Annotated in this window: 22 protein-coding genes; 17 read left to right on the top strand and 5 right to left on the bottom strand. The window is 43.3% G+C overall.

The window, feature by feature from the left end:
* Positions 1–15 precede the first annotated feature (15 nt).
* From NYE26_RS25965 to NYE26_RS25885, 17 genes are all read left to right on the top strand, one after another.
* A complete protein-coding gene (locus NYE26_RS25965) occupies positions 16–1,866 on the top strand; it encodes a hypothetical protein (RefSeq protein ID WP_339251198.1) in 1,851 nt (616 codons plus the stop codon).
* A gap of 69 nt (positions 1,867–1,935) precedes the next feature.
* Complete coding sequence (locus NYE26_RS25960) at positions 1,936–3,015, top strand: hypothetical protein (RefSeq protein WP_339251196.1); 1,080 nt, start codon at positions 1,936–1,938, stop codon at positions 3,013–3,015.
* A gap of 92 nt (positions 3,016–3,107) precedes the next feature.
* Entirely contained in the window at positions 3,108–7,295 is a 4,188-nt protein-coding gene (locus tag NYE26_RS25955; protein ID WP_339251194.1) for a hypothetical protein, read from the top strand.
* A 12-nt stretch (positions 7,296–7,307) separates the two neighbouring features.
* Positions 7,308–11,846, top strand: a complete 4,539-nt coding sequence (locus NYE26_RS25950; RefSeq protein ID WP_339251192.1) for a hypothetical protein — start codon at positions 7,308–7,310, stop codon at positions 11,844–11,846.
* 13 nt (positions 11,847–11,859) lie between these two features.
* The gene (locus NYE26_RS25945; protein ID WP_339251190.1) at positions 11,860–12,993 is read left to right on the top strand and encodes a hypothetical protein; all 1,134 of its coding nucleotides are present in this window, start codon (positions 11,860–11,862) and stop codon (positions 12,991–12,993) included.
* Positions 12,994–13,036: 43 nt separating this feature from the next.
* Positions 13,037–13,732: a hypothetical protein gene (locus NYE26_RS25940; protein ID WP_339251188.1), complete on the top strand. Its 696-nt coding sequence runs from the start codon at positions 13,037–13,039 to the stop codon at positions 13,730–13,732.
* A 12-nt stretch (positions 13,733–13,744) separates the two neighbouring features.
* A complete protein-coding gene (locus tag NYE26_RS25935; RefSeq protein WP_339251186.1) occupies positions 13,745–14,710 on the top strand; it encodes a hypothetical protein in 966 nt (321 codons plus the stop codon).
* A gap of 16 nt (positions 14,711–14,726) precedes the next feature.
* Positions 14,727–15,539, top strand: coding sequence for a hypothetical protein (locus NYE26_RS25930; RefSeq protein ID WP_339251184.1), 813 nt, complete (start codon positions 14,727–14,729; stop codon positions 15,537–15,539).
* 431 nt (positions 15,540–15,970) lie between these two features.
* Positions 15,971–16,360: a hypothetical protein gene (locus NYE26_RS25925; RefSeq protein WP_339251182.1), complete on the top strand. Its 390-nt coding sequence runs from the start codon at positions 15,971–15,973 to the stop codon at positions 16,358–16,360.
* An 8-nt stretch (positions 16,361–16,368) separates the two neighbouring features.
* On the top strand, positions 16,369–16,689 hold the full coding sequence (locus NYE26_RS25920) for a hypothetical protein (protein WP_339251180.1): 321 nt from the start codon (positions 16,369–16,371) through the stop codon (positions 16,687–16,689).
* Positions 16,679–17,671, top strand: a complete 993-nt coding sequence (locus NYE26_RS25915) for a hypothetical protein (RefSeq protein WP_339251178.1) — start codon at positions 16,679–16,681, stop codon at positions 17,669–17,671. Before NYE26_RS25920 ends, NYE26_RS25915 begins: the two co-directional genes overlap by 11 nt.
* 13 nt (positions 17,672–17,684) lie before the next feature.
* Entirely contained in the window at positions 17,685–18,719 is a 1,035-nt protein-coding gene (locus NYE26_RS25910) for a hypothetical protein (RefSeq protein ID WP_339251176.1), read from the top strand.
* Positions 18,720–18,731: 12 nt separating this feature from the next.
* Complete coding sequence (locus NYE26_RS25905) at positions 18,732–19,517, top strand: hypothetical protein (RefSeq protein WP_339251174.1); 786 nt, start codon at positions 18,732–18,734, stop codon at positions 19,515–19,517.
* 489 nt (positions 19,518–20,006) lie between these two features.
* A complete protein-coding gene (locus NYE26_RS25900) occupies positions 20,007–20,432 on the top strand; it encodes a hypothetical protein (protein ID WP_339251172.1) in 426 nt (141 codons plus the stop codon).
* Between the two features lie 216 nt (positions 20,433–20,648).
* The gene (locus NYE26_RS25895) at positions 20,649–20,996 is read left to right on the top strand and encodes a hypothetical protein (RefSeq protein ID WP_339251170.1); all 348 of its coding nucleotides are present in this window, start codon (positions 20,649–20,651) and stop codon (positions 20,994–20,996) included.
* Positions 20,983–21,762, top strand: coding sequence for an N-acetylmuramoyl-L-alanine amidase (locus tag NYE26_RS25890; protein WP_339251168.1), 780 nt, complete (start codon positions 20,983–20,985; stop codon positions 21,760–21,762). The genes NYE26_RS25895 and NYE26_RS25890 overlap by 14 nt, the downstream gene beginning before the upstream one ends.
* A gap of 13 nt (positions 21,763–21,775) precedes the next feature.
* The gene (locus NYE26_RS25885; protein ID WP_339251166.1) at positions 21,776–22,051 is read left to right on the top strand and encodes a hypothetical protein; all 276 of its coding nucleotides are present in this window, start codon (positions 21,776–21,778) and stop codon (positions 22,049–22,051) included.
* 55 nt (positions 22,052–22,106) lie between these two features.
* Here NYE26_RS25885 and NYE26_RS25880 read toward each other — a convergent pair whose 3' ends face one another.
* The 5 genes from NYE26_RS25880 to NYE26_RS25860 form a co-directional block, all read right to left on the bottom strand.
* On the bottom strand, positions 22,107–22,874 hold the full coding sequence (locus NYE26_RS25880) for a sigma-70 family RNA polymerase sigma factor (RefSeq protein ID WP_339251164.1): 768 nt from the start codon (positions 22,872–22,874) through the stop codon (positions 22,107–22,109).
* A gap of 181 nt (positions 22,875–23,055) precedes the next feature.
* On the bottom strand, positions 23,056–23,436 hold the full coding sequence (locus NYE26_RS25875) for a hypothetical protein (RefSeq protein ID WP_339251162.1): 381 nt from the start codon (positions 23,434–23,436) through the stop codon (positions 23,056–23,058).
* Positions 23,437–23,641: 205 nt separating this feature from the next.
* Positions 23,642–24,187, bottom strand: a complete 546-nt coding sequence (locus NYE26_RS25870; RefSeq protein ID WP_339251160.1) for an RNA polymerase sigma factor — start codon at positions 24,185–24,187, stop codon at positions 23,642–23,644.
* A gap of 696 nt (positions 24,188–24,883) precedes the next feature.
* Positions 24,884–25,144, bottom strand: coding sequence for a hypothetical protein (locus tag NYE26_RS25865; protein ID WP_339251158.1), 261 nt, complete (start codon positions 25,142–25,144; stop codon positions 24,884–24,886).
* A 116-nt stretch (positions 25,145–25,260) separates the two neighbouring features.
* Positions 25,261–25,530 (bottom strand): hypothetical protein, encoded by a 270-nt coding sequence (locus tag NYE26_RS25860; protein WP_339251156.1) that lies wholly within the window; start codon positions 25,528–25,530, stop codon positions 25,261–25,263.
* Between the last annotated feature and the right edge of the window lie 1,293 nt (positions 25,531–26,823).

Below are 26,823 nucleotides of genomic sequence, written 5' to 3'. Positions count from 1 at the left end.
GGAGGGAGCGTAATAATGCCAAGTAACAAAGTAGCCTGGATTGAAGGGAGCGCATATGCAGACAAAATTGTATTCGAACTTTCTAGTAAAATCGTACAGGCTGAACTCCCTGATGGGGAAGTAAACGGGTGGACGGAAGCCCACCGCTCTATTCAGGATAAGTGGGTTACGTACACACCAGTGACTACCCCCAAGACAGTAGGGCAATATACACACACTAATGGAAAGACCTATCCCGTCTATAAGCTGAGTGATTTAAGCGATTTAAAAGATAGCACCCCTGATAATAATTCATTGGTAGATGCGGACGGATACGTCAAGGAGATTAGATATGTTTTGAACAGTGCCGGAACCATTACGGGCACTGTTCCAACAGGTAAAAGAATTCTTGTAACTAAAGTGGCATATACAGACCCCGATACCCACCTCCCGGTTATTCAAGATGTAGCGGGCACCTTAGTAGTTGTAGTAGATGATGAAACTACAGCATCCATGAAAAAGTGTTACATTGTAAAGCAAGGTTACATGGTTGATTCAGAATTTGTAGCAAATGAGAGATGGCCGAACTTCCGCGTTATTAGTGAGATGCCATCTGACTACGATTATTTCTTAGGAAGAGGAATAACATCTATTCAAGCTTATTACAACAGGAATTATGGATCCCTAACTCCCCAGTTGGGTACATCCTACACTTATACCCAATTATCGTATAAAGCAAATCAGACTCATTATTCAGACACAACAGTGGTACTGAAGTCAGAAAAGGCGCCACCTGAAGGGCAAGCAGCAAAGGCCTATTATGTAATGCTAAAAATGCCTGCACAGCAATTTAATTACTTCGATGTTTACTACGGTGAGGAGTTTAAAGTCATTCCTTCATCAGGCAATTCATCGGATACTTATAAGCTGGCTTGTGACATCGCTTCTGTCAAAATCAATCAGGTTCCAGTCATAAAAAACCAAGTGGAGGCCCACCTTGCCTACCAACGATGGAATGATCCCAACTCTTCTGTAGGTAAATTCAGTCCAGCGGATATCGCCTGGCTGTATGACTACGATGGGACGTCGCAAATTACTAGTCCTGCCGCGCATTTCTTTTTCGGTGCAGACAGTACGGTAACATGGCTTGCTAATAAGAAAAGACGCCCGGACTATGACGTAAACTACTGGGTTTCTGTGAACAATAACCGAGTCACCTTAGTTCTCGAAGGTGATCCTGCACCGGATATTGAAGGATATTATCGCAGTTTTGGCTATATTGGAAGGATCATTTCATTTAATGAAACGGATTACGGCGGTAACTTTGGTGTAACTGTGGGTATGGGGGATATGGTAAAAGAGAAGACAGGATTCCAAATCTCCGATATCCGTGTCGATCAGAATCCAGAGTATGCCAAGTTTGGCCGAAACACCTCTAACGGTATGTATTCCTTGTCCATGTTTAGAACCAAATCAAATGTCCTCTACCAAGCGTATTACCCCGCATTTATTACACAACTGCCATCCTATAGTGGTGTTGGCAGCATTCCTTCCGATCTATCTAAACTAATCCTTGATAAGACTAAGAACTTCTTTCAGGCTTCGGTCTGGACCAAAAGGTACCATGCCAGCCCTGTGTACCTTGTACATCAGTACGAAGGCTATCGCGGATACATGGATGGTGTAGTTGCAATTAATGACTTTAATCTAATTAATAAAGACGAGCTGATTGTGGATACAGAGGAATGGAAAGATCCCTCAGACCACTCTAAAGGAACATGGACAGAGGTCTATAAATTCTTTAGTGTCAATTCACCCATTAATTTTCTGAAATTTTCCGCAAATCCTAATGAATGCTCTATTGCAATTTTAAAAGAGGTAAAGTAAGGGGAAGGCTCCCCTTTTACTCGTACAACCCCGAATTAATTTTCCCACATACAAGGAGGACTCCCCCGCATGGCTAATTTTAGATATATTGAAACGATCACCACTTCCCGTGAGCTTCTCGATACCATCAAAGCACAGGTAGTTGGCGTGAAATACCCCTTCAACGCAACCTCTGGCGAGACTGAAGTTACGAACACATGGACGGTTGATTCCGAAACCTCGGACGTGGCTACTGGAAAAATCAAAGAACTTACTTTAAAAGGAATTTCTAAGATCAATGCTCTAACCCGGGAGTTCTATGTGAAATTCACTAATAGCGGATTTGGTACATCGGCCAAGCACAGCTCTATGGTTGTGCAGACTCTATTTAACAAAACAGGTACTGGTAGTGCTGCCACATTCGGTGAGGCAGGCCAGCCGGTCACTATTGAGTGGGCCAAACAGGATTATACACCAACTACTGACCGAACTCATGATAAACCAGTGTACTTATACATGAACGTAATGAATAACCGTTTAACAATGGTACTTGTCGGCGATCCGGCGGTTAACTTTGATGACTACCGTAAATCCTTCGTATATATTGGAGCCTTGAAGCCATTTAAATATAATGAGGAGGATGTAGACGGCAATATTATGGTTACCGGTGGCTCAGTCACACCGGAACCGTCTGCAGTACCTGCTGCACCTTATAACTTTGGAGCTTATACCTCTTATGGTAACAACACACTGCAAATGTTCAAAACAAAATCCGGAATCAAGTTTCAGCAGCACTTTGCTTCTTTCATTACACAGGCTCCTGCGCCTGGCAAGGCATTCGTGGACACTCAGGTAGGGGATACAGGCATCAAGCTGGAACCTCAAGGCTTCAACGCTTCGTCGTGGACGAAAAAGTACCACCTTTCTCCAATCTACATTGTGCATCCATTCGATGGGTACCGGGGCAGTCTTGATTATTGCATTGCTGTTTCGAAAAATAATATCCTTCATTTGGATGAATTGATTGTAGATATTCCTGATGGAACCGAAGGGAAAACTTGGAAGCAGGAAGTTTACAGGTACTTCGACCACAATACCGAAAATCATTTCATGAAGAAGTCGGCAAACATCCAGATGGGGATTGCCTTCCTGAAGGAAGTTCGATACTAAAAAAATTGTCTCAATAAATCGTATAAGAGCTTAAAGGGAACTTCAGACAGCCCTCTGAAATTCCCTTTTTTCTTAGGACGGAGGATTCTCTTATGCCCGGTCAACAATTCAATTTCAAAGTGTCTGATTATGCAGTGTCTCAGACCGGATATCTCTTAAAAGTCACTACGTTACGGCCATCCGCCAAGTCCTATTTTTTAGTCTACATTCCGTTTGGAAGGTATAGCAGTGTGCTTATGCTGGATTTCCTCGTTACGACTCGAAAAGAGGTCCCAGCAGCGCTGCATCAGCAGATTTCACAAGCCATTCGGGAAGATATGGCTGCAATGGAGAGCGGCATCGTTATTTTAGAACAGGAGCCGATTCGTTCAGCAGAGGCATTTAGCATAGCTCTGGCCGAACAAGACCCGCGTTTTTCTGCCAACCTTCAAACGATGCAAGTTCAGAGCCGGGAGCGGCTAGGGGTACCTACAGATTTAGCAATGGCAGAGCAGGATGAAAATAGCCGCCGGTCCATCCATAGTGAATCCCTGGAGGCCAGAATCAGTGAGCGTAGCCGGGAGGGTTACGTGCTGCTCGATGTCCTGGGCCAAATTAAAGAGAGAGAAAGTAATTTTTTCGATGATGTTCTGCCTGCTGCAATAAAACCTAAAGAGTCTGAAAGTATAACCGAAGCGGATGGGTTCCAGGCAGAACGCCCAATTGATTGGGATTTTAATGTGCTACGAAATATTTTTATCTCGAACCGGATTTCAACTTCAGGTGTTCATAAATTGCAGATGAAGGACCTGGGCTTTCGTGTAGATAAGCAGGACCTATTAATTGATTTGCAGAATGAAGCAGGTTTCCGTCCCTTTAGCTCAGCAGGAACGGTTATGCAGAAGAGGGGAGCAGGTCACCGTCTCAGTCTTTTTGATCTGCGGGTGAACGCGGAGCGGCTCTTGGGTCACAGGACTTTTAATTGGGAGGGCGAGGTTAGTAGTAATTACTCAACAGGACATCGTATTTTCAATTGGTTAGGCGATGTACTTAATGATCGAGAAGAAGCCAAGCGTCTACTTACCTGGGATGCCGTCTCAGTAGCCCCCAGTCACACCGCAGGCCAGCGTAAGGATAATTCGCCTACCAAAGTGGACTATTACAGAATTAGGGCTACACGTGTTGGAGACAACCATCCCACTATTCAGGTACCGAATCTAGTTTCTGCTCTAAGAGATGACGCAATCGATGAGGCTATTGTTCCTCTAGAGTATAAGTGGGCCGAGATAAAGACTAGACAGTATAAAACACATCTGACAAAGGAAATTCAGTCCGTGCGGAGGAAGGATTTTCTTACCATCCGGAATGCTGTCAATTTCAGTGGGTACCGTAACGGGGAACGCCAAATGGATACAAATAAAACGGCTGCAGCCTGGCGATCCACGGACTTTTTAACTGATATCTATCGGATACGACAGGCAGCCCGTGACGTTCTGAATAGTTCCAGTGTGCTTATCCCGTCTTCAGCAAAGCGGAAAATCGATAAAATCATGGAGTTGGGTATAGATACCTTGGGATCTAGGGGGATTCACCGAACCGCCCGTGTTCTAGAAGAAAGATCTGCAGGTGCCCGTAGCTGGGACGGTCGCTTACACCGGCATGAAGTGGGAATGGCAGTTAGGAGTGCCAATCTCTTGGCATACTTAACCCATTCCGAAAAAGCAGAAATTACTCGTAAAGTGGTAATTCAGGTTATGCAGGAATTTGGACGGGCTTACCGAAATCCATTGCAGGTCTACCTCCCACGGGAAATTGGAGCAGCCTACCGTCCGGATTGGCTGGTCACCCGGCTACTACACATAAAATCAGCCTCAAACAATACAGAACGAAATACAGAGATCTTCAGAACAATTTTCAGCAGTAAGAACCTGCAGAAAAATACATTACTGTCTCAGACTATACTGGGAGCACGAGATGCAACTGTTCCGGTCTATCATTTATCAGACGCGTTAGGCAGTTTCAAGAAAGCAAAGGACCTCTATGTTCCAAGCGGCGCAGAGGGAGCAAAGGTACGGCAAGGCGGAATTCCTCTTGCCGAGTTAACGGATGAACCTACCTATGCCAACGGGATTACAATACCCCGGGCATCCAATATAGTTGAGGAACTGGAGCGCCTTTTCAGTGAAAACGCCCAAGAAAATAAATGGGGAATGCTGCCTGAGGATTTGGACATAGGTGTTATAGACCGGCAACTTATGGGTACTATTCTGGATGTTATTTACGCTTGGAAAGGGTTTTTCTCTGATTTTCTTGACCCAATGATTTTTGCGGATCGATCGCATAATGGTCACTCCTTACTTGAATATGCTATTCGATGGGCCAATAAGGAAAGAGCGGCTGAGTTGATGTCCTCTGACTTCTTAGTGGGTGCCCGAGGGCGGATTGAAGCTCTCATTGAATCTAAAGTTGTATTTGCTAATGACCAAGCATATAGCGGACTTTTGGTCTTTAATGTGAAATTTGCTGATCGGGAGATCTTACGTGAGGCAGCAGAATTCAGGGAAGAAGAATGGGCATCCCAGGATCCCAAATACAGTCATGTGGAGGAAGTCCAACAATTAGACAAAAATCAAATTCCTTCCTATTTAGAAGAAGGATTGGACGCTAATGATATGCTGCTGCGTCCAGCAGTCATCCATGTTGAAAATCCTTTTGGGTATTTTGAACCGGATCCTTCTTATTTAGGAAGCCACACCCAAGGGAGGCAGACCGGACGTCTCACTCACGTTGAAGAGGGGAAGACCTCAGGTAAACCTCGGAAACCTTCTGAAATAAGTGAATTCAATCTGGGCAGTGTAGACGAACGAATTTCTCACTACGAGGTAGGGGTACAGGGAACTGAACCTAATCGCCAAGGTAATATATTGGATGATACAGAGATGGATCGTTTTACTAAACCCTCAGTGACAGGCGCGGAATTGGAGGGAATAAGACCAGATATTCGTTCTGCTCTAAGTGAACCTGAATCCCTCCTTGCTAAGCAAGACGAGCGACCTGTGCTGCACTTAGAAGAAGGAAAACTCGGACAGCAAGTTAATCGCCAAGTCACACAATTAGGGGAAGAAAAGCTAGGCAAGCAAAAAGAACGTTCTTCAATGCACACTGGTGAGGGGGGGACAGGAGGTCAAGTTTCAAGAGATGCTGATACAGAAGAGTCCAGCTTAGCTGAACTTCAGGAGCGTCTCAGCTATCTCGCATCAGGCTACATCTTTGGGGAGCACCAGGATCGGGCAGGATTTATATCAGAGATGTATTACGAGGCAGTTCGGTTTAGTAAGCATGACAGCATCCTTAATGACAGCCTGTTGGGGTATGCACGTCTAGTGTTTCACCAGGCATTTCTGGAGGAGCATATGTTTGCAAATAAGCCATCGGATGCTGCAGAACTGCTAGAGGATATTGTCGGTAGGATGGAACCTTTTCCAGCCATTAATCACGATGTAGTTATCGCGGACAAGCGGGAACATTATACCGAACTGTTGGTGGAAATTGCCGGAACGAAGGAGCTTGCGGAGGCTGTTCTTGAAGAGTACCTGTCGGCAGTGAAGAGACTGAAAGACAGCACTTTTAATCAAGACCTGACAGTTACTGAGAGAATTAAGCAGGCCTTTATGGAGGCTATCCAGACTGAAGGACAAGGGCTTGTATATGACTACAGTAATGGCGTATTAGAGAACGGCATGGATCCTGAAGATTGGACAGGCGGCTATGGAGTGCCAGAAGATTACGATCCTCATGATCCTGCCAATCCTTATTATCCTTGGGTGGAGGATCTAGACACGCTGGAACTCGGACAGGATGAATGGATTCGATTTGATAACCAGCCGACAATGGCTTGGAGCAGAGAACCGAATCAAGGATTATTCAAATGCGAACAGCGACTAGATACTATCACAGGATTATACCGGAATGATTTTTCTCACGAAGATTATATGTTTGAGGCAGACTTTCGGGTCGATTCAGAAGAAGGAGATAATGCAGCCGGAATTTTGTTCCGGTACACCAATCCTCAGAATTATTACATGTTCGTAATCCATGGGGGAGATGTAGGCGGAACGCTAGGTATGAGTCGTCCTATGCAGCTCTATAAAGTAGTGGACGGCCAACAGCTACAGCTAGGAGCACCCATGAACTCGTTTGCCTGGGAACGGAATAAGTGGTACAAGCTTCAGGTTTCCGTTGAAGGATCACGTATCAAGCTGTCCGTGAGCGGAAGGCTCCAATATGACTTTACAGATTAGAGGTGCGGGTATTTGAAATCGACATTTGGCATTTTTACAAAAGCTCAAGGTAATGTAGTCTTCGGGCGAATGAAGGCATCGCTGGTGAACAATATCACTGATCCCAATCATCCCGAGAACCCGGCTAGTCCGAATAGACCTAGGATAGGCCAGCGTGAACCGGGGGATGTGAATCCGGCTCTTGGTGATCCTGGAAAAGGTCGAATAGGCCGCTGGCAAACAATGAATCTGGATTCCCTTGAATCTGTTATAGATCAGATTATTGAGCAATATCTTCGGGATAAGACTTGGTACTCTAACGTTCGCTGCCGTGAAGCGCTTTGGAATATGCACAAACGTTTGGAGTGGTGGGTAAAGCAGCAGGTTGACCCCAACCGGAGTGATTACCAGCGGGCCCTCTTATTAATTAAGGATTGCATCCGACATATTCTAGAAGAAGCGCAAGACCCCGAACTTGCTCATAATGTGACACTTCCTCTTTGTCCGGCCCCTTTTTATTTTCCATTCAATGCGGACTATTATAATCACTTTGATGGAAATGATGTGAAACGTACACTGTTTGATATGACAGCACTTCCAAAATCGGATGATTTTCATGGATTGTTTCGGTATGTTTCATCCGTAGAGGATCAGGAGTGGGAGATCGTTCATTCGGTGGGGGATAGTGAGAGCAGCGGGAACGAAAATATTATGAAGCTAGCGCTTTCTCAGCTGCTCCCTGGCAACTCTTCAAAGATTACGTTTAACTGGCGCTGGAAGCGCATGGGGTACATCTCCTTTAAATACTGGGCCAGTGCAGCGAGCGGAAACGGTCTTAATTTCTTTATCAATAATAATCAGGTAGGCGGAGAATGGTCTGGGGAAGCCGGGTGGAAGGAGGTGAGATTTAATGTGGCGCCTGGACAAACGTATAAGTTTGACTGGTTAATACGAAAACAAGTAGGAGATCAGTTTGGACAGAATGCAGTCTATATCAAAGATGTTAAGTGTATCGAAGTGATCCGTAGCCTGGGCGGCGATACCCCTCCTGATTATGACACTATGGGCTCCGCTGCGTATGGTGTCCCTGGTTTTGAATGGATTACCCACTCAAAGAGCAGTGTGGTGAAGACCCACTTTAACGGAGTGGTGACTAATGAAAACAGGGCACGAACCTTTCTTTACCGCCTGGACAATGAATGTGACGGGACTGTTCACTTTGCTTACAGGATGGGCACCGCTCAGCCTGCTGTAGAGAGTGAGAATTACTGGATGTTTTCCGACAACCTCACAGACCATTCTCAATATGGCCAGGGGAAGCGTGGAAGTTCCGTTTCAGCAACCCACGACCAGTCATGGGCACTGAATGGGAACAGCTCCAGCACGCAAGGAAATAAAGCAAAAATCACTTATTCCATAGTGGTTGGAGGGAACTGCACCGTAGATGCACGTGGGACAGTCGAGATGATATGCCCTCCACTAGAAATAGACCATTATGAGGACTCCATGATCCAGACCATAGAAAACGCAAACTGGAGTCAGAGTGGTAATCTTCACTGGCAGAAAATAGACGGCAGCACATATCTTATGGACAACCCCACTGAAGGAAGCGGTTCACTGCAGACAGTTCTGTACTTGCAAGATGACGGCTGGTTTGAATTCAGTTTCGATCATTCGCTTCGGCCTTCAGAACGGTTTGAGGTTCTTGTTGATGAAGAGGTTGTGTTTGAATCCGGGGAGATGAACTCAGGACAAAATATTTACATTCCCCTAAAACAAGGACAGCATTTTATTTCTTTTCGAATTACAGACACCTATACAGAAGAAAGGATTACAGCTGTTACAGAGTCTGACTTCAGCTACGGATCAGCAACACAAGGGGATTCCTTTACCAAAACGGGACCCTTTGGAAGTGGATTTACGGTCACGCGAGACTGGGATATGAGCAACGCAGGAACTACAACAAGTCAGAACGGAAACCCAATCAACTACACGGTTACTCTGAACCCAGGGGCTTCTTTAAATCTAGAAGAGATGCTTCAACTAACTGCCCCAGTCAACGAGAGTACCAGCAAAGTTATTTTTGAAGAGGTGTTTAACAAAACTAACGGCAGTTATGACCCTCATATAAATATGACCTCAAATTGGGTGTGGAAAGATATTCTCACCTGGTTTTCTCCTCCTGCTACCGGGGATGGAGTATACGCAGTTATTGGGAAGGATAACTCAACTAACACTATTACACTTTCCGGGGTCACTCTATCAAATGATGGGTTTCTTGAGTTTGAGTACGGGGGGAAGTTTGGGGCGAAAGAAAGTCTAGCCCTTACTATTAATGGAGCTGTAGTTTGGGCCGATGCTCAGACTACAAGTAGTGCTACAGGAACAACTGTGAAGGTTCCCGTCAACGCAGGGACACATGTGTACAAATGGATATACAAAGACCTTGGTGGTACAACATATACCGAGCCTGGAGAAGGAGCGGTGGCGCCTGATACAGGTGAGGTTTGCTATCCTGCAGGCTCCTTTAGCCAGCCTGTTGTATACGGCCAAAGTGATTGGACTTTATTGACAGACCGGCACTCACGGATGCGCAGCGGAGGAACGAATTTCAATACCTCTTCAATGCAGCAGGCAACAGGCAACGATGGAGCAACTATTACGCGAAATCTATCTTTTAACAGCTTTGCGAAAATGGACTTCTCTGAAACACTAATTATTCAGTCTGGAAAAGATATCCCAATTCCAAGCCAGACAAAGCAGCTTTCTATTGGGATTTCAACTGAAAACAAAGACCTGTTTGCAGGTAAAGGATATTACTGCTTAAATATTACAGGGGTTAAACCAGGGAATGGTTCAGGGTGGAAAACTGACACCTTCTACACCCATGGTTGGGTGAGTATAACTTTTGATTTATTGTCATATCTGGTCGATTCGACAGGAGTTCTACTAACACCTGATACCAGAAATAAATCGGGGCGTGACACAGATCATCGAGGAGAATTCAGTGTACACATTGTTCCTGCTACTGGAGTTGCTACAAAGGAAAACCAGGTTTTTCAGCAGTTGGAGAATATAGGGCCAATTGATTACTATCAGAATATTACTAGCTGGAATGATGCACTATCCATTCCACCCATTAAGAAAAGCGTTCCCCCGGGCAATTACTATATCTATTTAAAAATGTTTGATGCCATCCATGACTATGACAAGGATATTAACAATTATCCATATTATGCTGCATTCAAAAATGTTAACCTTAAGGTTTCAACTGCTCCCACAACAATACCAAATAGTGTGGATAATACAAAGGTGAAGGTTGAACTTATTGATATCTCAAACGGGTCTTTGGTGAAATCACAAACTTACGAAACAGCAGGTGCTACAAGCCGAACTGTGCAAGTTTTCTTTGATGATTTTCAGCCAGGGCATGCTTACCAGGTGAAATATACTTTGCTAAAGGGGAATGGAACAAAGGGAGGTCTATACGGCAAAGGGGGGAGCATGCAACTTAGTTCCGGGCAGTTCTTCGAAACCTGGTCTCCGTATTGCCGGGATAAGAACGGGAATTACTATATTCCAGGCAACAGCCCTTACCCATCGCCCACAACCAATCCGCCATATACACTTCCCACAGATGATTCGTACTGCTGGATTGATGCTATCAAACTCCATCAGTCCAACCTTACTATTTGCCCAGGTACCGGGCTGGATGTAACAGTCACAAGTGGGGGGAATCTTATTTCCCAGCATGTTTACAGTTCACCAGGACAGCAGCAAGTGACTGTGAATTTAAATAATAATACTGAAACAGCCCGGACTTATGAAGTCACGATGCTTTTCTTAGCCGGATGCAGCGGAGATAGGGCTTCTCTATTCAAAGGAAAGTATAAACTGATTGATAAAAGTATTATCATTCCATCCTATGCTCGAATTACAGGCTTCAAGGCCACTAACCACAAACCGATTTGGATGGGCGGTTGCTATACAAGTAAGATGCACGTCAGAGTATATAACGAAGCAGGAGCTTTGGTATACAGTACTTCTTACGCTGGTGGAGGGCTAAACTCATTCCTTGTTAGTAAATTACCCTTTTCTCCCTACACTAAGTATAAGGTTGAGGTTGAGACAGAGCAGGGCGGTCAAATCAGTGCTATAACAGGGAAACCCTATATGACAACCTTCAAGCTGGTTGATTTTACAGCCTACGAGAATTGGGTTTTTGTTCCTGATCCGTTCCAGGCTAAGTTGGAGTTCTTTATCGACAACACACTTGTCGGCACATATACAGACCCGGGAGGCTTTTATGATGTCTCATACCCCGTCCCCAAGGGAGCTCATGAATTTAAATGGGTGTTCACAGAGCTCGGGAGCGGTTACAGCTGGGACTACTGTGATATCGATCTCCTGCAATTGAAGAACTGGATTTGTGACAAGGTGCGTGTTACGCCTTACTGCGAAAAAGGCGGCGGGGACAAATGTGTTGAAGAGCTCATAAAGTGTCTGCTGAAATTATGGCGGGACAGACCAAAAGCTTGTTCAATAGGCAGGAAAATATGGCTGTTCACGTAAGGGGGTTCTTGCTTTGGGAGTTGTCACGCTGAAGAAAAGCGGGCTGATCTATCAAGATAAGTTTGATGCTACAGCCCTGGATGGTAGCTGGGAGCTGATACCGCACGACCCGGCAAGCTATGAATTAACAGGAGGGGGGCTACGGTTAAAGTCAGAAGCAGCACCGCTGTTTTTGTTCTTTCCCCAGCTTACAGCGGAAAATGAATTCGTATTCGACCTGAAAAATGAGTATACCCCGTCTATCTCAGGAGACAGGGGAGGGCTTACTATATTCGGCAGAGATGCGGATCGTCTGGATATGGAAGAGTATTGCGACGAATCGGAAGGGGGGACCAAAACATACCCATGGATACGTATGATCCGCAGTTATTATGCCTACAGCGCATTATGGTCGGACACTGGTACGCTGTGGAATTTTGAAGGGGCAGAGCAGTTTGATATTACAGCACCGAAGGTGGGAGTGTTTCTTACTGGCATGGTAGATATGCTTGTGCAAGAGGTGCGGATTTTTCGCTCCACCAAGGTGAAGATCACCGGCTTAGTAGAAGGAAGCCAGGTGGATTTATGGCAAGGAAGTACCATTGTCTCTTCTGGTATATGCCGGAAGGGGTTATCGGAACTGGATCTGGATGTGTCAGGAATTAGCCTTCCCTTCACAGGAAACTTTGTTGTAAGGCTTCCAGAAAATAATGTGTTTAGTAGCGTGGAAAACCTGGAGATATGGGGCGGAGATGAGTATCATTTCGAACCTAACGCCGATTTATACCTTGTGGATGATGCGGGGGAAGAGGTTCCCTTAATGGAGAATATGGAGAGGTTTTTGGGTTACGTGCAATCTATGGGGCAAGATTATAAGGATTTCCGAATTCTGATTCGTAACAATATGGCTAGTGGAACCATAAAAAATATAAAAATTAATCTAACTTGGCCCAAGGGTACCACCGCTGATCTGAAACTAGCGGATCTATATCGGGATATTAATGGCCAGCCGGCTGTAAAGTACGCCGTTCTTGACTACCCAACAATTGCAGCCGGGACTGCAACCCCTTTCTGGCTACGGATATATCGTATCACGGACGCGATGGCCTCATCTGGCATATCGGATGTTCAGTTCGGGATAAATATGGTCTCGAACTACATTAAATAAGTTAAGTCTATTTCATAGAAACGGGCAAGTGGGGGTGAATTCGTTGGCCGTTCGGCTAAAACGTACGGGAATAAACATTAAAGTTACGGATCATAATGAGCTCCTGAATAAAGGTATTTACACGCATGAGGAAATCGATTCTGCCCTTTTGGAACTGGACGCTGCCCGTAAAGATTTTATTGATCTGGATGCCCGGCTGTCATATATCCAAAAAAACGCGACCGGGGGCGGGGGGGATGGAGGAAAAGGGGGGAGCGGGGGATTAAAGTACCGTTTTGAATCAGCCCCTGGGAGTCGAAGCTCCCCTCAAACAGATTTCACAATCCAGGAGTTTACTGTTGGGAATAATTCTTTACTTGTTTTTGCAGAAGGTATCTTAATGTCCTCAAAAGAGGATTATCAAGAAATCAGCAGTACTAAGATCCGATTTAACGAGAGCATTCCTGCTAATCAGAGGATAACCTTTATCTGCTTAGAGGTAAGCGGTGAAGATACAAATGCGCCTTCAGAAATGGCTGACGCAAATATTGAGTATGAGTACAATTCTGACAATTCCATAAAGGCAGAACGAACATACAGCACAGATGAAGTACCTGTTCTACTGAAGGAAGTTGCTTACACATACATTAATGGCTACGTAGCTACTGAGAAGGTTTCGACAGAGAGGGGGACTGTAAAAAGGACCTTCCAGTATGATAATCAATTCAATGTAGTAAAAGTAATATCAAGAAAACTATAGGGAGTGAAGCAGATGGCAGCACCAAATAGGTATGATTTAGGTCGTGTTAATGTCTATTCTCTAGCATCAACTATTGCAACTGCCCTGGTAGATGATCCAAACTGGGTGGTTGCATACTCTACCGTGATACCCAAACCTTTTAATAGTACAAACAGAGGGAGCATGACTTTTAAAAATAAGGCAGACCCTACGCTATATTTTATGTTGAATATTAACACTCAGAGCAATCACTTCATACAGGCGGGATTTTACGAAGCCGAGGGTGGAAATATCATTGCTGATATTGGAAGGGACTATATTAACAGTTATAATAACGCCGTTACACCATTAATTACGTCAGGCACGGGTGATTTCTACTACAAACAGTTGACTGTATTTACCACGAGTAACTTTGTATATATAAACGGAGAGACGGACGGCACGCCCACTGTTTATCCCTTACGTTTGTATATGGGAAGGCTCATGTCATATGAAAATGAAGATCCGTTAGTAGCAAAGGATTTTGTAGGATTGTTTACTCACTTTCCAGCAGGTTACAACGGTTCTGACTATACTGCTTATGATTACTCTAGTAAAAACGTCGGGCAGGGCTTTGTCAAAAAATCAAGAAATGGAACTAAAAATGTTGTGTATAATTTTTGCACCAGTAGTCAGTTAGTATCCCCAGCTGTAGGCGGGAAATTTTTCATCTCACCATTCTATGTCTATGAGAACGCTGAAGGGGTTCGTGGGGAATTTTGGGATATGTACGTTGTATGCTTTAAGGATGGAAGTGCTTACCCTGACGGCTCAGTTCTTTCAGTAGGGAATGATAGGTATTATGTATTCCATGTCGTTGATCAATTAGCCCCGCAGTCTTATAACATAACTGCTCCAGGAAGCAACAATCAGATATACGGAAGATGGTATTTTTTTGATACTTCTTTTTTACGCGTTGGTGCGGACAAGCCACAGCGGGCGCTGCTTTTCAAAATATAAAGGAGGACAGAAGGATATGGCTTTTTTCAGTAATAAGATTAAAATTAATCAACTATTTGGTTTTTTGGTGACAAACCTGAAGAGTATTAATGATGATTCCTGGAGCGTGGTGTTTGAGAGTACGTCCATGCTGGTTGTGAAGTCAGCAGGTTCTTCAGGTTCAGAGAAGATGTTCCTGAAGCTGGAGCCTGATACCAGCAAGAATGCTACTGGAAATTCGATTAAAATCACGATATCAGACAACATGTCAACAACAGACGGTAGTATTCCTCCCCCTTCAATTGCAATTAGCCGGGTTTTTACATTCCATAGCACTATCGTGGATACAAATGGACTCATAGATTATAACATGTCCGTTCTTGTAGACCGGATTGTTCTTTGGGTATCTGGTGACGTTAATTCGACAACAGGGGTATCTAATATGGCTTTTATTGGACTTATTAATCAATACAGTACAGGGACCCCGGCAGCTAATGCGTTCTCCATCGGTCTAAGCTACCGATCTAATGAAGATGGATTCCGTGCAGTTAAGGATGTATCCGGTGGCACAGCGAGTTCGTTATACAAAGCGTATTCCACTCTTGTGCCCACAAATCCCGGTCCTGCCGGTGCTTATAATGTTTACCCGCAGGTACTTGCAAACGCAGTAGAGGGCGCTCGCGGAGAACTCCCTGATATTTATCACGTACCTCCTGTCGGTGTGAATCTAGGGGACATTATAAATGTGGGAGGAAAGGCATATACCGTCTATTCTCTCAGCCCTCAAACAACTTCATCAACTCAGTTCAATAATTTTACAGGCACGAAAGTGGCCGTATATATGGGATAAAGGAGCTGAAAAATTATGGCCTCATTAGAGGGCAGTGTAACTCCTCCTCTATCTGGAATACGTATCTATGCCCGTGCAATCTCACATCAATCCCCGTTGATTAATCAATTTGCAATTCCAGTAATCACGAAGGGCACTCCTCACAGTCTGATCGGACGAGTAGCTAATATAATTCAGACATCAATTTCTCTACATTACCCTCTTTTAATTCAAAATCCAGTCCCGCTCACCACCAGTGGTACCCCTAGGGGGCTGACCGAAAGAGCCGCTAGTATAATCCAACCGGTAATTCCTCTGTATTCCCCTCCCTTAATGTACAGTGCTATCCAAAGACCTAATCTTCAAGGAATTCTCCAAGGAGGTTCTTCTAAACCAAAAAGATACAGGGATTTCCCTAATCCACATATTCCTCTCATAAAGGGGGTGAATAAATGAATGAGGCGTGGATGATGCTGACGTATGATAACAAGCCCATCACTGTCGAGTTTGAGGCAAGATTACTGAGCGGTGAGGAACAAGTAATATCGACCCCGTTTAATACCCGAAACTTGAATATTAAGACAGTAAGAGTAGTTCCTCAGCTAAGCGCTTGTGATGTGGAGTTGAGCATTCTTAGCAATGCAGATACCAGTATTGCAGAGAAGCTCTACAAAAATGATACTACCTTCAGTACTGGTAGTGCAGAGGAAGGGATCTACGACAATATCGATATGATATACATTGATGGTGACGGGACTTCCAAACTGCACTGCAGGATTAAAAATACTGGTGCGCTAACTACGACGTTCAAAGCGAAAATTATGGCCTTAACGGTCCGATAGGAGGCACTATGATGATTTCATTACTGAACGGAGGGACATTAAGCACTCTTCAGGCAAGCCTGGCATACCTGGCGGAAATGATAGATGTAAGCGTGGAGTATGAGTATGAAGGCAAAAACATATCAACGGAGACTGTCTTTGATAAGCTAACCCCCCGTAGCACACTGAAGAGGACGGAATATACCTATAATGTGGACAATCTACTCCAGATCGAAACAGTAATTAAGGGAGGGATCACTGTGGTGAAAACATTTCAATATGATGCAGAAGGGAACTTAACTGCCGTGGATATTACTAAAAGCTATAAGGAGGGACAAAATGGCCTATGATTTAGGAGCAATCCGGCGTTATTCACTTCCCAGCTATGCCCGCATATCCTTCGTTACTCAGCTGGGGAATCTGCTCGTAAATGATCCTTTTTGGACAGTTGTCACATTAACCCCCACAAATGGAATTAATGGAGCAACCAACGGTGTTATTAAACTAACAAATAAGGAAGACCCTTACATGGAGTTTATGGTAGGGGTAGATTGGAACGCAAGTTATGGTGCTGTTTTACGTTTTGGATTGAAGAAGCAAGGCACCACGCCTGTATTAGACTGTTACTCCGATAGCACAAAAACCACGGCCTACGATTTGCCGCTTCAAAGTTATAACAATGGATATCCCGCTAAAACAAGTAATGCAAATGCGGCTTCTCAGATGATTGTTATCACGCATAAAGAGTATGTGTTTATAATGACTACACCAATTACTTATACTGACACTGATTACCCTGTGCGTTTGTATTTAGGCCGTTGTAAGGCGTTTGAGGAAGAAGACTCTGTATATGGGAAGGAGTTCTTTGGAATCTTTGGTTACCTTCCGTTAGGTTTAACCGGTAATTCGGCTGTTGAGTATGGCAACCTAAACGGTTACGTGCTTAGCCGTGGGGTTACTAAGAAAAATCGCTCCAACCAGTTATACGGAGAATATGAGTTTGTAGGCAGCTCCCAAATTATCTCACCAGGGCCTGGGGGAAGGGTTATTATGTCGCCATTCTTAATCGGGAATGCCGAAGAGGGGGTACGCGGTACCTTTTGGGACGTGAACACTGCTGTTTTCAAAAACACAAATTTTTATCCTGACGGCTCTGTTATTGATATTGACGGTGCGCGGTATTATGTGCTTCATTGCCATATTGAGGCAGGTAGTTGGTACCCTTATTCTGCAGGAGCCACGCACAACGGCAGTATTTATACCTACGGCTATAATTTTTTTGATTCAGTAACACTACCAGCAGGAATCCGTGTAATGCTATTTAAAATCTGAGGAGGCGATGAAATTGCCAATGGCAAATATTCGGCGCTATGATATGCCCTCCATAGCGCTGCATAGTTTCATGCAGGAAATGACGAACCAAATGGCAGATGATCCCTTTTGGAACATAAAATATTTGCCTACAACATCACTAGGGAATTCTATAACTAATGGTGGAATTGTTCTTACCAACAAAAAAGATCCTGATATGGTAATAACATTAGGTTTGAGCGTGCCAGCCAATAACAACTTCCCTCCGTCTATGCGGTTTGGTCTGTTTAAAAATGCGACACCAAAAGTAGATTGCATGACCGACTCGGTATCAGCGGCTTCCGCAGTAGCCCCTACATTTGGAGGATGGGGCGGAGCATACTTTGATGTTGGCTTAGGTTGTTACACTGGAGCAAATCAGACCAGTGCTGCAGGTGCCCAGAAATTTGTAGTCATCTCTCAAAAGGAGTTTGTAATGATTACTTCAGAGCCGTTGACTTACCCCAATTGGCATTACCCAATTCGCCTGTACCTGGGCCGCTGTAAGCCATTTGAGGAAGAAGACCCTTTAGTATCTAAAGACTTCTACGGTTACTTTCCTCATGTTCCTGTAGGTATCAACCATAATGCTATTATGGCAGGCGTATCCTCATACCACCTAAATTTTGGGCGTGGTTTGGTCAAGTACTCCAGAGCAAAAGAAAAGTACACTTACTATAATTTTCTGCCCCAATCTCAGCAGCCATCCCCAGGAGTAGGCGGGGCAATCTTTGTCTCCCCTTTTTATGTATATAACCCCACAGAGGGCGTCCGTGGCGAGTTCTACGGTATGCGGACAGCTGTATTAAAGCAATCGGCACTCTCTGCATACCCTGATGGCTCCATTATGACTACGGGCGAAGATGAATATTATGTTGTTCATGTTAATTCCTCCCCGACAATTAATAAACCTTCCGGAGTAAATTGGTATAACGCTTCTGGTCAAGGGATCTACAGCGCCCCCCGCTTTTTTGACTCCGCCATACTGCCAAACAACGGCCAACGTGTGCTGTTGTTCAAAATCAATTAGGGAGGTCTAAACATGTCTGCTTTTTCAGGGAAAGTTAAAATTAATCAGCTCTATGATTCACTCGTGGCACACATGAAAAGTGCAGAAGTTGCTGCCCTGTGGACAGTAGTCAATGAAACAGACTCTACACTTGCATTGACCTCTACCGGAGTTAACGGAACCGATAATCTTTTTGTGAGAATAGATGCTGGAAACTCTAAAGCAACATCCGGCAATCAGCTCATCTTGACCATAGCTGAACTGATTGGTGAAGATGGGACGGTTAGTTCAGTAAAATATGAGAGAAACGTTGTTATCTTTTCGGTTGCTGTTGATACTGCCTTGCTATGTGAGTACGATCTTTCAGTGACAAAAGATCGAATAATTCTCTGTACAAAAGGAGATCCCTACGCAAACAATAACGTTAGCATGGTTGCCTACGCAGGACTTATGAAACGGTACAGTGCTGAGGTCAATTCAACCGGGCAGGGAATAGGCGTCTCATATCAGGGGGATAACGGCATCCGTTGTCTGCGAGACATCACTTCTCAGCAGTACTATAACGTATACCAGGGGCAAAGCGTTATTGTTCCCTTAAATCCGGGATGGGGTGCTCTATATAATGGTAATCCTGTCATTTGCGCTAATATGTATGAGGGAGCGCGAGGGGAACTGATGGATATACTGGCTTTACACTACTCGGGGGTTACAGCAGGCGACAAGATTACAGTTAACGGAGATGAACACAAGGTGTACCAGCTAACTACGAATGGCAGCAGCTTCCTTCCAAGTACTACGATAGCAGTTCGTCTCGTGTAGGCGTTATATCGCAATTATGATAAGAGGTGGTTAAAATCGAAACCTTCACCTTAATTCAGAAAGTCGGACAAGTCCACCTGCGCCACAACCTTGTAGGACTGAACGTTGTGTCCAAACAACTTGAAAGGAAATATAAAGCACCAATCCCTCAGTATGAGGTGCTATGCACTATTCCCCGCCCTCCTCTTGAACTTACTGGTTCTACTGCCCCAAGCCGTACCGGATCCATTCCATTGAAGGTAATCCCTCCACAGAGTTTGATTTTCAATCCAAAAGCACAGCCAGAGACGCACGGGTCTGGAGTAGCAACAAGGTATAGATATGGTATCCGTTCCTTCACTCAGTTTGTACCTCAGTACGTCATTATGGAAACAGAACGCCAAAATTCCAGAGAACTGACCGGTATTTCAATCAGCGGGTTGGGCAGGGGGGAAACGAAGAGGCCACGAAAATATCCGGTTGCTTACTTGCCTAAAAGGAGTTGAATATGTGAACGGTAATTTTTTCATGCTGCAATACCAGAAGACAGTAGGTGAAGTTATGAAGCTTGTAACTCTTGACTTTCAATTACATTCGATACCTTCAGGTAGCATTCAAAGGAAAAGCATTGTGACTGGAAAAGATAAGCTATTAATCAAGACTATTAAGGTAATCCCCGTAGGGACGATGTCGAGCTGTGAAGTCACTCTAGTCCGCGGCGCAGCATCGGCATTAGATGATATGGCGCAAGTAGTGTATGTTAACACAACCGAGTACAGCACCAGCAATTCCACAGACGGGATTTACGACTTGGTGGATATCCCATACGTGGATGAAGATATAACCAAGAGTATCCATATTGCTGTAAAAAATACGCATACTTCAGGTTCGGCCGCTGATTACCGTGTCATCATCGAAGCTATAGAACTGCAATAATATCTACCCTAGTTGTAACTATGAGCTCAAAGGAGTGTTGCCGTTGCATAAGCAACTTAGAAAACTCGTCAACCGGTGTAAGCCTGTTGAGTCATCGTTGTCCTTTCATCAGCTCATTGCTATTCGTTGGGAATCAGGCCTCGATTGGATGGGGCGCTTATCTCAATTACGCCTTGTTGTCCTCTTGGGCCTATATGAAGGTGGGGGAGCAAAGGCATGGACGTTAATGCGTTAGTAGCCCTGGCGGGCGTGCTAGTTACAGCATTAGGGAGTGTAGCCGTAACTAAGTTTAATAACCGGAAGGATCTTACGCTCAGCGACCGCCAGCAGCTCTCCCAGGAACAGAAACAGATTCGGGAAGAGCTTAGAGAAGAGATTAAGTCTCTGCGTGATGAAATGAAAATTTGGCGTGAACGGAGCCTGCATCTTGAGGATGAGCTGCGGAATTGGAAAGAGAAGTATACAACGCTGGAGCTGGATTATATAAAGGCGACTGCCAGAATTGAAGAGTTGGAGAAACGCCTCAATCAACGAGACGGAGGTGAGTGTTTTGTTAACGATTAAGCAGCAGCTAATACCAGTCAACCGTTTCTCACGTCCAGGGAAAAAGCTTGTGGCCAAGCGGGGTATTGTAATGCACTACACAGCTGATCCTGGAGCTTCTGCACAGGCAATCGGCAACTATTTTATCAGTTTAAAGAATCAGAAGTCTGGTGACTCGACAACCAACCGTTACGCGAGTGCTCACATTCAGATCGACCGTACAACCATTGTCCAGTCCTTACCATTTGATGAGATGGGCTACCATTGTGGCAGTAAGCAGCCGTACCTTACGGAAGCTCTAGCGAAGCTTGGTTCGTACCCGAATAATTCTACAGTGGGCATCGAGATGTGCATTGAGACGGATGGGGCAATTCATGAGGATACGTTCAATAATGCTGTAGATTTGGTAGTGTATCTTATTCAGCATGAAGGATTCCCGGAAGTAATCTTTACACATAAAGGGGTTGTAGGCTGGAAGGATTGCCCGCTCCCTTGGGTCAAGAACCCGAGCGAATTTGAACGCTTTAAACAGAGAGTTCATAGTCGTCTGGAGACTCGCGATTCTCTAGGCCCGGATAATTTACAAGATTCAATAACATTTGAGGAGGAAGAACACTTGAACTTGTCAGTTAATCAATGGACGATACTTATTAATCAGCTCAAAGAGCTTTACAATAAAAAACTCATCACAGACTATACATGGATCGATAAGGCAGTAGCAAAGAAACTCACGGCTTCCGAGCTTTTGTTCATCAATACTGTAATTATAAACAGGGGCATTAAGTAAGGGGGGAAATGAGATGAACGTGATTACACTAATGGCCGTAGTGGCCTTTTTATCCGAAGCTTTAACTGAGATCCTGAAACAAGCCATCCCAATCCGAGACAAGCAAACTTATCTTTTATCTATAGTAGTCGGTGTGGCCCTGGCCTTTACTTTCAAAACGGATCTATTCAACCTTACTGGGCCCGGGCACTATGCATCTATTATTCTGTGCGGGGTGCTCGCTTCACGTGGCTCTAACTATATCAATGGATTATTAAAACAAATAGGGATTATCACAGGCAGGTCATAGCGCTGCCCAATTAAAAGCAAAAAACCGAGTATTTATACTCGGTTTTTTTATTTTCTTATTTGTTTCCAGAAGAGTACCGGTCAATGTAGTGGTTTATCACTTCTGCAGAATCCAGATCTAGAAGAGTCATGCTGGTTTTTGAATCTAGCAGCAGTTCTGCAATTTTTCTCATAATTCTCCCGGCACGCATTTGTGAAATGTTTTCTTTTTCTGCGGTCTGGGTCTGGTTTAAACCGGAGATACGATGCTGAAGAACCCGCAGCTCTAGCTCAGAAAGATATTCTTGAATTGAAGCTACTACATCTTCGACATAGCTTCTGTCAGTAGCTTCTTGTTCTGTGTTGTTGTTGCTGGTTAGAAAGTCCATATAAGTAGGGTCTGAGTCTACGCTGGAGCGATCGCTTACTTTCTCCTGTAAATACTTCACTCTTGGCCCAATAATCAAAGCTTTTCTAACCTGGTCCTCTGGTTTCTTCAGCGTTTTTGCCAGATGCTCCACAGAATCAGCTTCGAAACCGTTACCTGTTAAGTTGTTGATTTGATTTATCAATTCGTGTGCAGTTCGGGTTGGCCGAATAATCGGGGCGTTATCTCGAAGGTAGCAACGGACTTCACGAACGATGGAGGGTACTGCGTAAGAAGAGAATTTAACTCCTCGTCCGGTATCAAAAGCCATAATTGCTTTAATGAAACCCAAGCGGCCGAGTTGAACAATATCATCTTTTTCCACACAATAATTCTGAACAAGCTTTTCGGGCTTGCCAATGTATTTATGCACGCTGTGCCATATCAAGGTCTCATGATAAATTAATAGATCACCCAAGAAATCTGAATCTCTTTGGGCAAGATTTATATTAGACATAATAGTTAAAGAATAGAAGTTCTTATCGTGTTCCAAGTTACTGCGTATATGTTCGGGGTAACTGCTCAAGTGAGGACACCTCATATAATATGAATTTTTCATGGAAGGCGTATTTTGAGGGGGGAATTATGGGTTGCCTTTACTAGAGTCCGATGGGATCTTCTATCTGTCTCTTAATTTCGTTGTCAACAACTTGATTAGCCAGATGTTCTGCAAGAATGTTGTCGAACTCTTCTTTGGTGATAATTTGAATTTCAAGCTCTTCTTTAGAGAGAACCCATCCTGCGCCGTCAGTCATAAGCAAATTGATATATATAAGTGGCGTGCTTAAAAACTCCTGATTGATATAGTCGAAGGAAATGACAGCTTTCTCATAACCCGCAACTTGGCCTGCAAACCAAGCATTTACGGATTCTCCAGCTGAACCTGTATGGGTGTTTTGTGGTGCGGAAATATATTTGCCGGTAAGAGAGAGGACCTCCTCTTCAGTGATGTTGTGAGTATAGATTTGTCGTCTGTTCATACATGTTCATTCCTTTCATTTTGATTGTGCTCTTCTGCAGTTCCCGTAATCTTCGGGTGATGGAGCCGGCTGGGGTAGCATGGATTATCTCTCTTGGGTATTTCAAATTATCGAACATTAGCCTCCTGAAAAATAAAAATCCCTTCCAATCACTATATACGTGAGGAAGGGATGTGAATTTAGGTGGAGTTTAAAAGTAATTCATTCAAATGACTACAGCGCATTTTGTTGTAATATCACTCCAAATTTGGGACATTCGTCCCCTACTGATATTAAACACCTGTGCGATTTCTTTGAATTCATATCCCGACACACGCAGCTGAAACATTTCTTTTTCGCGTTCTGTTAGCCCTAGATGTTCCATGATATCCATCATGAGCTCAGCATTTTCATAGCCCAGATCCTCTGCCCCTGCCTCATAGGTGACTTGTGTATCGTCAGCACCTTCAAAAGTAGTTAACGGGATAGCATTAACAACCTGCAAATTAGATCTCGCTCCAGCCTTTTTCAGACAATCACGGATGGCGCTTGTTACGATGCGGTCCAAATAAGTCGATACTTTAGCCTTGCTGCTGTCATATTTAGGAAGATAACGGTAAACTTTTATTAGAGCTTCCTGTACAACATCTTCACCATCGGTGCCTGCGAGACGCATTCCATGTACTCGTTTTTCCACTTTTTCCTTGCTTTTCTGAAAAAATACGTCCATTTCCCCTAGAGCGTAAAGTTCATCCAGTGTTTCAGTCCCCATTGTGTAGTCTGATTCCTCCCGAGTTGACCCTATATCCCATCAACAACAATTAAATATTAGGTATATTGTATCAATTAAATTGTTCCTATACCTATTATATTATACGAACTTATGTTCGTATATAAATCTAAAGTCGTGCTTTTTTATCAATGTTTAGATAAATATAACATTAACAAAATGTCGATAGCTGTCGTTTATTGCTGTATACTTAGCCGAATAGAACTAAATGCGTATTATTTTATTGATATGATGGGAGACATAAAATACTGAATCCTATTAAATCCTCAACTTGGTTATGATAATCAGGCTGATCTATCCTGATTTTATTTACTGCTTCTTCTATCACGAATTCCATTGTGTCAGCAGTACTGGAGAAATCAAAAACGATAATTTCTGATCCGTTGATCGTGTAAGTTACCCTATAGGCTTTATGATTCATAATTTACCACCAAGAAATTATTGGAGTAGAGTTGTTTTTCTTGAATCAATGTATAATTCCTCCCATTAATGAATTATCGATGGTACTCTTTCCTGTCGATGTTTTATACGAGAGATATCAAATGAAGTTAAGGATAGAATGGTTTTATATTTCGTTAGGGGATAACACAGATGAAAGATTGGGAAAAAGATATTTATTGAAGTAGTTAAGGGGAAGATTCGTAGAATAAAACGATAGAAATGAAAGATTAGGGGGATTTAGCGGATAATTCCATTCTCCTCATCAATTAATTCATTTATCTCAGCTTGTGTAACTTGGATATCCGCAAAAACCTTGCAGACAATCTGAATTGCTTCGAAATAAGTATAATTCTCTACAAGTTCTTCGGCATTTAAACCGGCCATGTGGAGCGCGTCCATAATCTCATCAAGATCGGATTCACTTGTCAGAGTCTGTGCGGTTTGAATCATTTCTTGAATTGTGGACATAAGTAAAAGAGCTCGTCTTGCTGGTTTCATTTAATTCTCCTCCTTTAAATTAACAAGTTGTATTGGGGTATATGAAAGCATCTCAGTATAACTTCATGATGTAATAATTTGCAAGCGAAAAAACAATGCAAATTAAAAGGCCACGGTTAAGTGGCCCTGACTTCTTTTATGATAGAATTAACCATTTCTTCGTCTATTACTTTCTGAGCTTCAATTAACACAGCCAAAATTTTTACTTTGTCATCATAGATATCATGCAAAATTTTATTAATATTCATAGAGCTTAACCTACCGGCTTTTGCCATAGAAAGTAAAGTGACTACAACAATATTATCTTTAGCTTCACCTGAATGAACACGGCGCTGTAGTTCATTAGCGATGGCAGTTACCTGGGCTTCACTCATTAAATTGTCCATTTTAACAGATCCCCTCGCTAGTTATAACATTCTTAAGGTTCCACTTTTTCATTACATTTATATGAGGGAGGTTACTAACAATGACATGGGTTCTTTTTGAAACAGGAACTCTAAATGCTCTCACCATTATCCACCTCCGACTAGAATTCTATCAAATTAGATGAGGGCCTTCACAGAAAATACTTTGAATCCCCTCCTTCAACATATTATCATAGATCTTCTCTTAATTTTACCCTGTATTAATGGTTAAATATTGAAAATATTAACTCTGAGATTCCAATTAGCAGATTCACCCATATTTCAGTGAATTTCCATAGTATATTTATATAAGATGACGGGGAGGTTTAAAAAAGAGGTGATTTACTGAAAAAACAGAAAAAGATTATATAGTGCAATTAACCTTCCACTAAAAGTTTGCGTACCAGTTTAGGATATTAAATAAAATGAGCTTGTCATGGAGATTGGAGCAGACAGCTCATTTTTTATGACCATATATGACTAAAGGATGCTCCCCGTCGTAATTTTTAAATAGAGGAGCGAAACATAGGCTTAATATAAATCTAGATAAAAAATGTATGGAAATTCCCTGTATTACGAATATACGTTCGCATGTTATAGTATGATTACCAATTAATTTATGATTACAGCACTTGGAGGTGCGCATCTTGCCTTATGATTATATCCCAGTATGCAATGTATGTGGATCAGTCGATCAGTACGTGGCAAAAAAGTCTAAAAGGGACGGAAATGAGAACTATTTCATTCAGACATTATGTTCAGTTTGCGGTCATCCTATCTCAATAGTTGAAGCTCAGTATCGTTCAGAGAAACAGCTCTCTTATAGTCCGGTAAAAGAACAGACGGAAGAATACTTTCATGAGTTATCCAGTGAGGAGTTGATACGAGAGGCTTACTATTTAGAATTTTTATATTTAGAATGGTCAAGGCTGGTAGAGACTCAAGGGGATATTGATGATCGGCTTCTCTTAGCCAGGAAGAATTGTTTTAAAGTACTCCGTCAACGACTTTCTCATCACGAATAATTGAAGAAATCGCAGGCTAATAGTTGAACGCACCAAGTAATAGCCTGCTAAGGTGTAAAGTATAGACGAATGAAAACTACTTATGAGAAGCACTGCCGGTATTCGCGCGGCGGCAATCCGGTTTTACAAAAGGTAAAGGATTATAATGGAGGAAGTTAATGTGAATTGGCGGAGGTTGAAGACGAGGCGTTAAAGATCACTATTAAAACGCTGCTACTGAACTAGCAATTCTTGTGGAGATTAATAATAG

Source organism: Paenibacillus sp. FSL P2-0136 (assembly GCF_037975325.1).
Taxonomy (GTDB): Bacteria; Bacillota; Bacilli; order Paenibacillales; family Paenibacillaceae; genus Paenibacillus_AQ; species Paenibacillus_AQ silagei.
Note: the sequence above shows the minus strand (reverse complement) of the source record. Positions and strands in the feature narration are given on the sequence as shown.

Bases quoted from the DNA above. Each gene is read 5' to 3' on its own strand.
- NYE26_RS25960 (WP_339251196.1), top strand. From the start codon at position 1,936: ATGGCTAATTTTAGATATATTGAAACGATCACCACTTCCCGTGAGCTT.
- NYE26_RS25935 (WP_339251186.1), top strand. From the start codon at position 13,745: ATGGCAGCACCAAATAGGTATGATTTAGGTCGTGTTAATGTCTATTCT.
- NYE26_RS25920 (WP_339251180.1), top strand. From the start codon at position 16,369: ATGATGATTTCATTACTGAACGGAGGGACATTAAGCACTCTTCAGGCA.
- NYE26_RS25875 (WP_339251162.1), bottom strand. From the start codon at position 23,436: ATGAACAGACGACAAATCTATACTCACAACATCACTGAAGAGGAGGTC.
- NYE26_RS25865 (WP_339251158.1), bottom strand. From the start codon at position 25,144: ATGAAACCAGCAAGACGAGCTCTTTTACTTATGTCCACAATTCAAGAA.
- NYE26_RS25930 (WP_339251184.1), top strand. From the start codon at position 14,727: ATGGCTTTTTTCAGTAATAAGATTAAAATTAATCAACTATTTGGTTTT.
- NYE26_RS25870 (WP_339251160.1), bottom strand. From the start codon at position 24,187: ATGGGGACTGAAACACTGGATGAACTTTACGCTCTAGGGGAAATGGAC.
- NYE26_RS25860 (WP_339251156.1), bottom strand. From the start codon at position 25,530: ATGGACAATTTAATGAGTGAAGCCCAGGTAACTGCCATCGCTAATGAA.
- NYE26_RS25895 (WP_339251170.1), top strand. From the start codon at position 20,649: ATGGACGTTAATGCGTTAGTAGCCCTGGCGGGCGTGCTAGTTACAGCA.
- NYE26_RS25965 (WP_339251198.1), top strand. From the start codon at position 16: ATGCCAAGTAACAAAGTAGCCTGGATTGAAGGGAGCGCATATGCAGAC.
- NYE26_RS25955 (WP_339251194.1), top strand. From the start codon at position 3,108: ATGCCCGGTCAACAATTCAATTTCAAAGTGTCTGATTATGCAGTGTCT.
- NYE26_RS25925 (WP_339251182.1), top strand. From the start codon at position 15,971: ATGAATGAGGCGTGGATGATGCTGACGTATGATAACAAGCCCATCACT.
- NYE26_RS25885 (WP_339251166.1), top strand. From the start codon at position 21,776: ATGAACGTGATTACACTAATGGCCGTAGTGGCCTTTTTATCCGAAGCT.
- NYE26_RS25905 (WP_339251174.1), top strand. From the start codon at position 18,732: ATGTCTGCTTTTTCAGGGAAAGTTAAAATTAATCAGCTCTATGATTCA.
- NYE26_RS25915 (WP_339251178.1), top strand. From the start codon at position 16,679: ATGGCCTATGATTTAGGAGCAATCCGGCGTTATTCACTTCCCAGCTAT.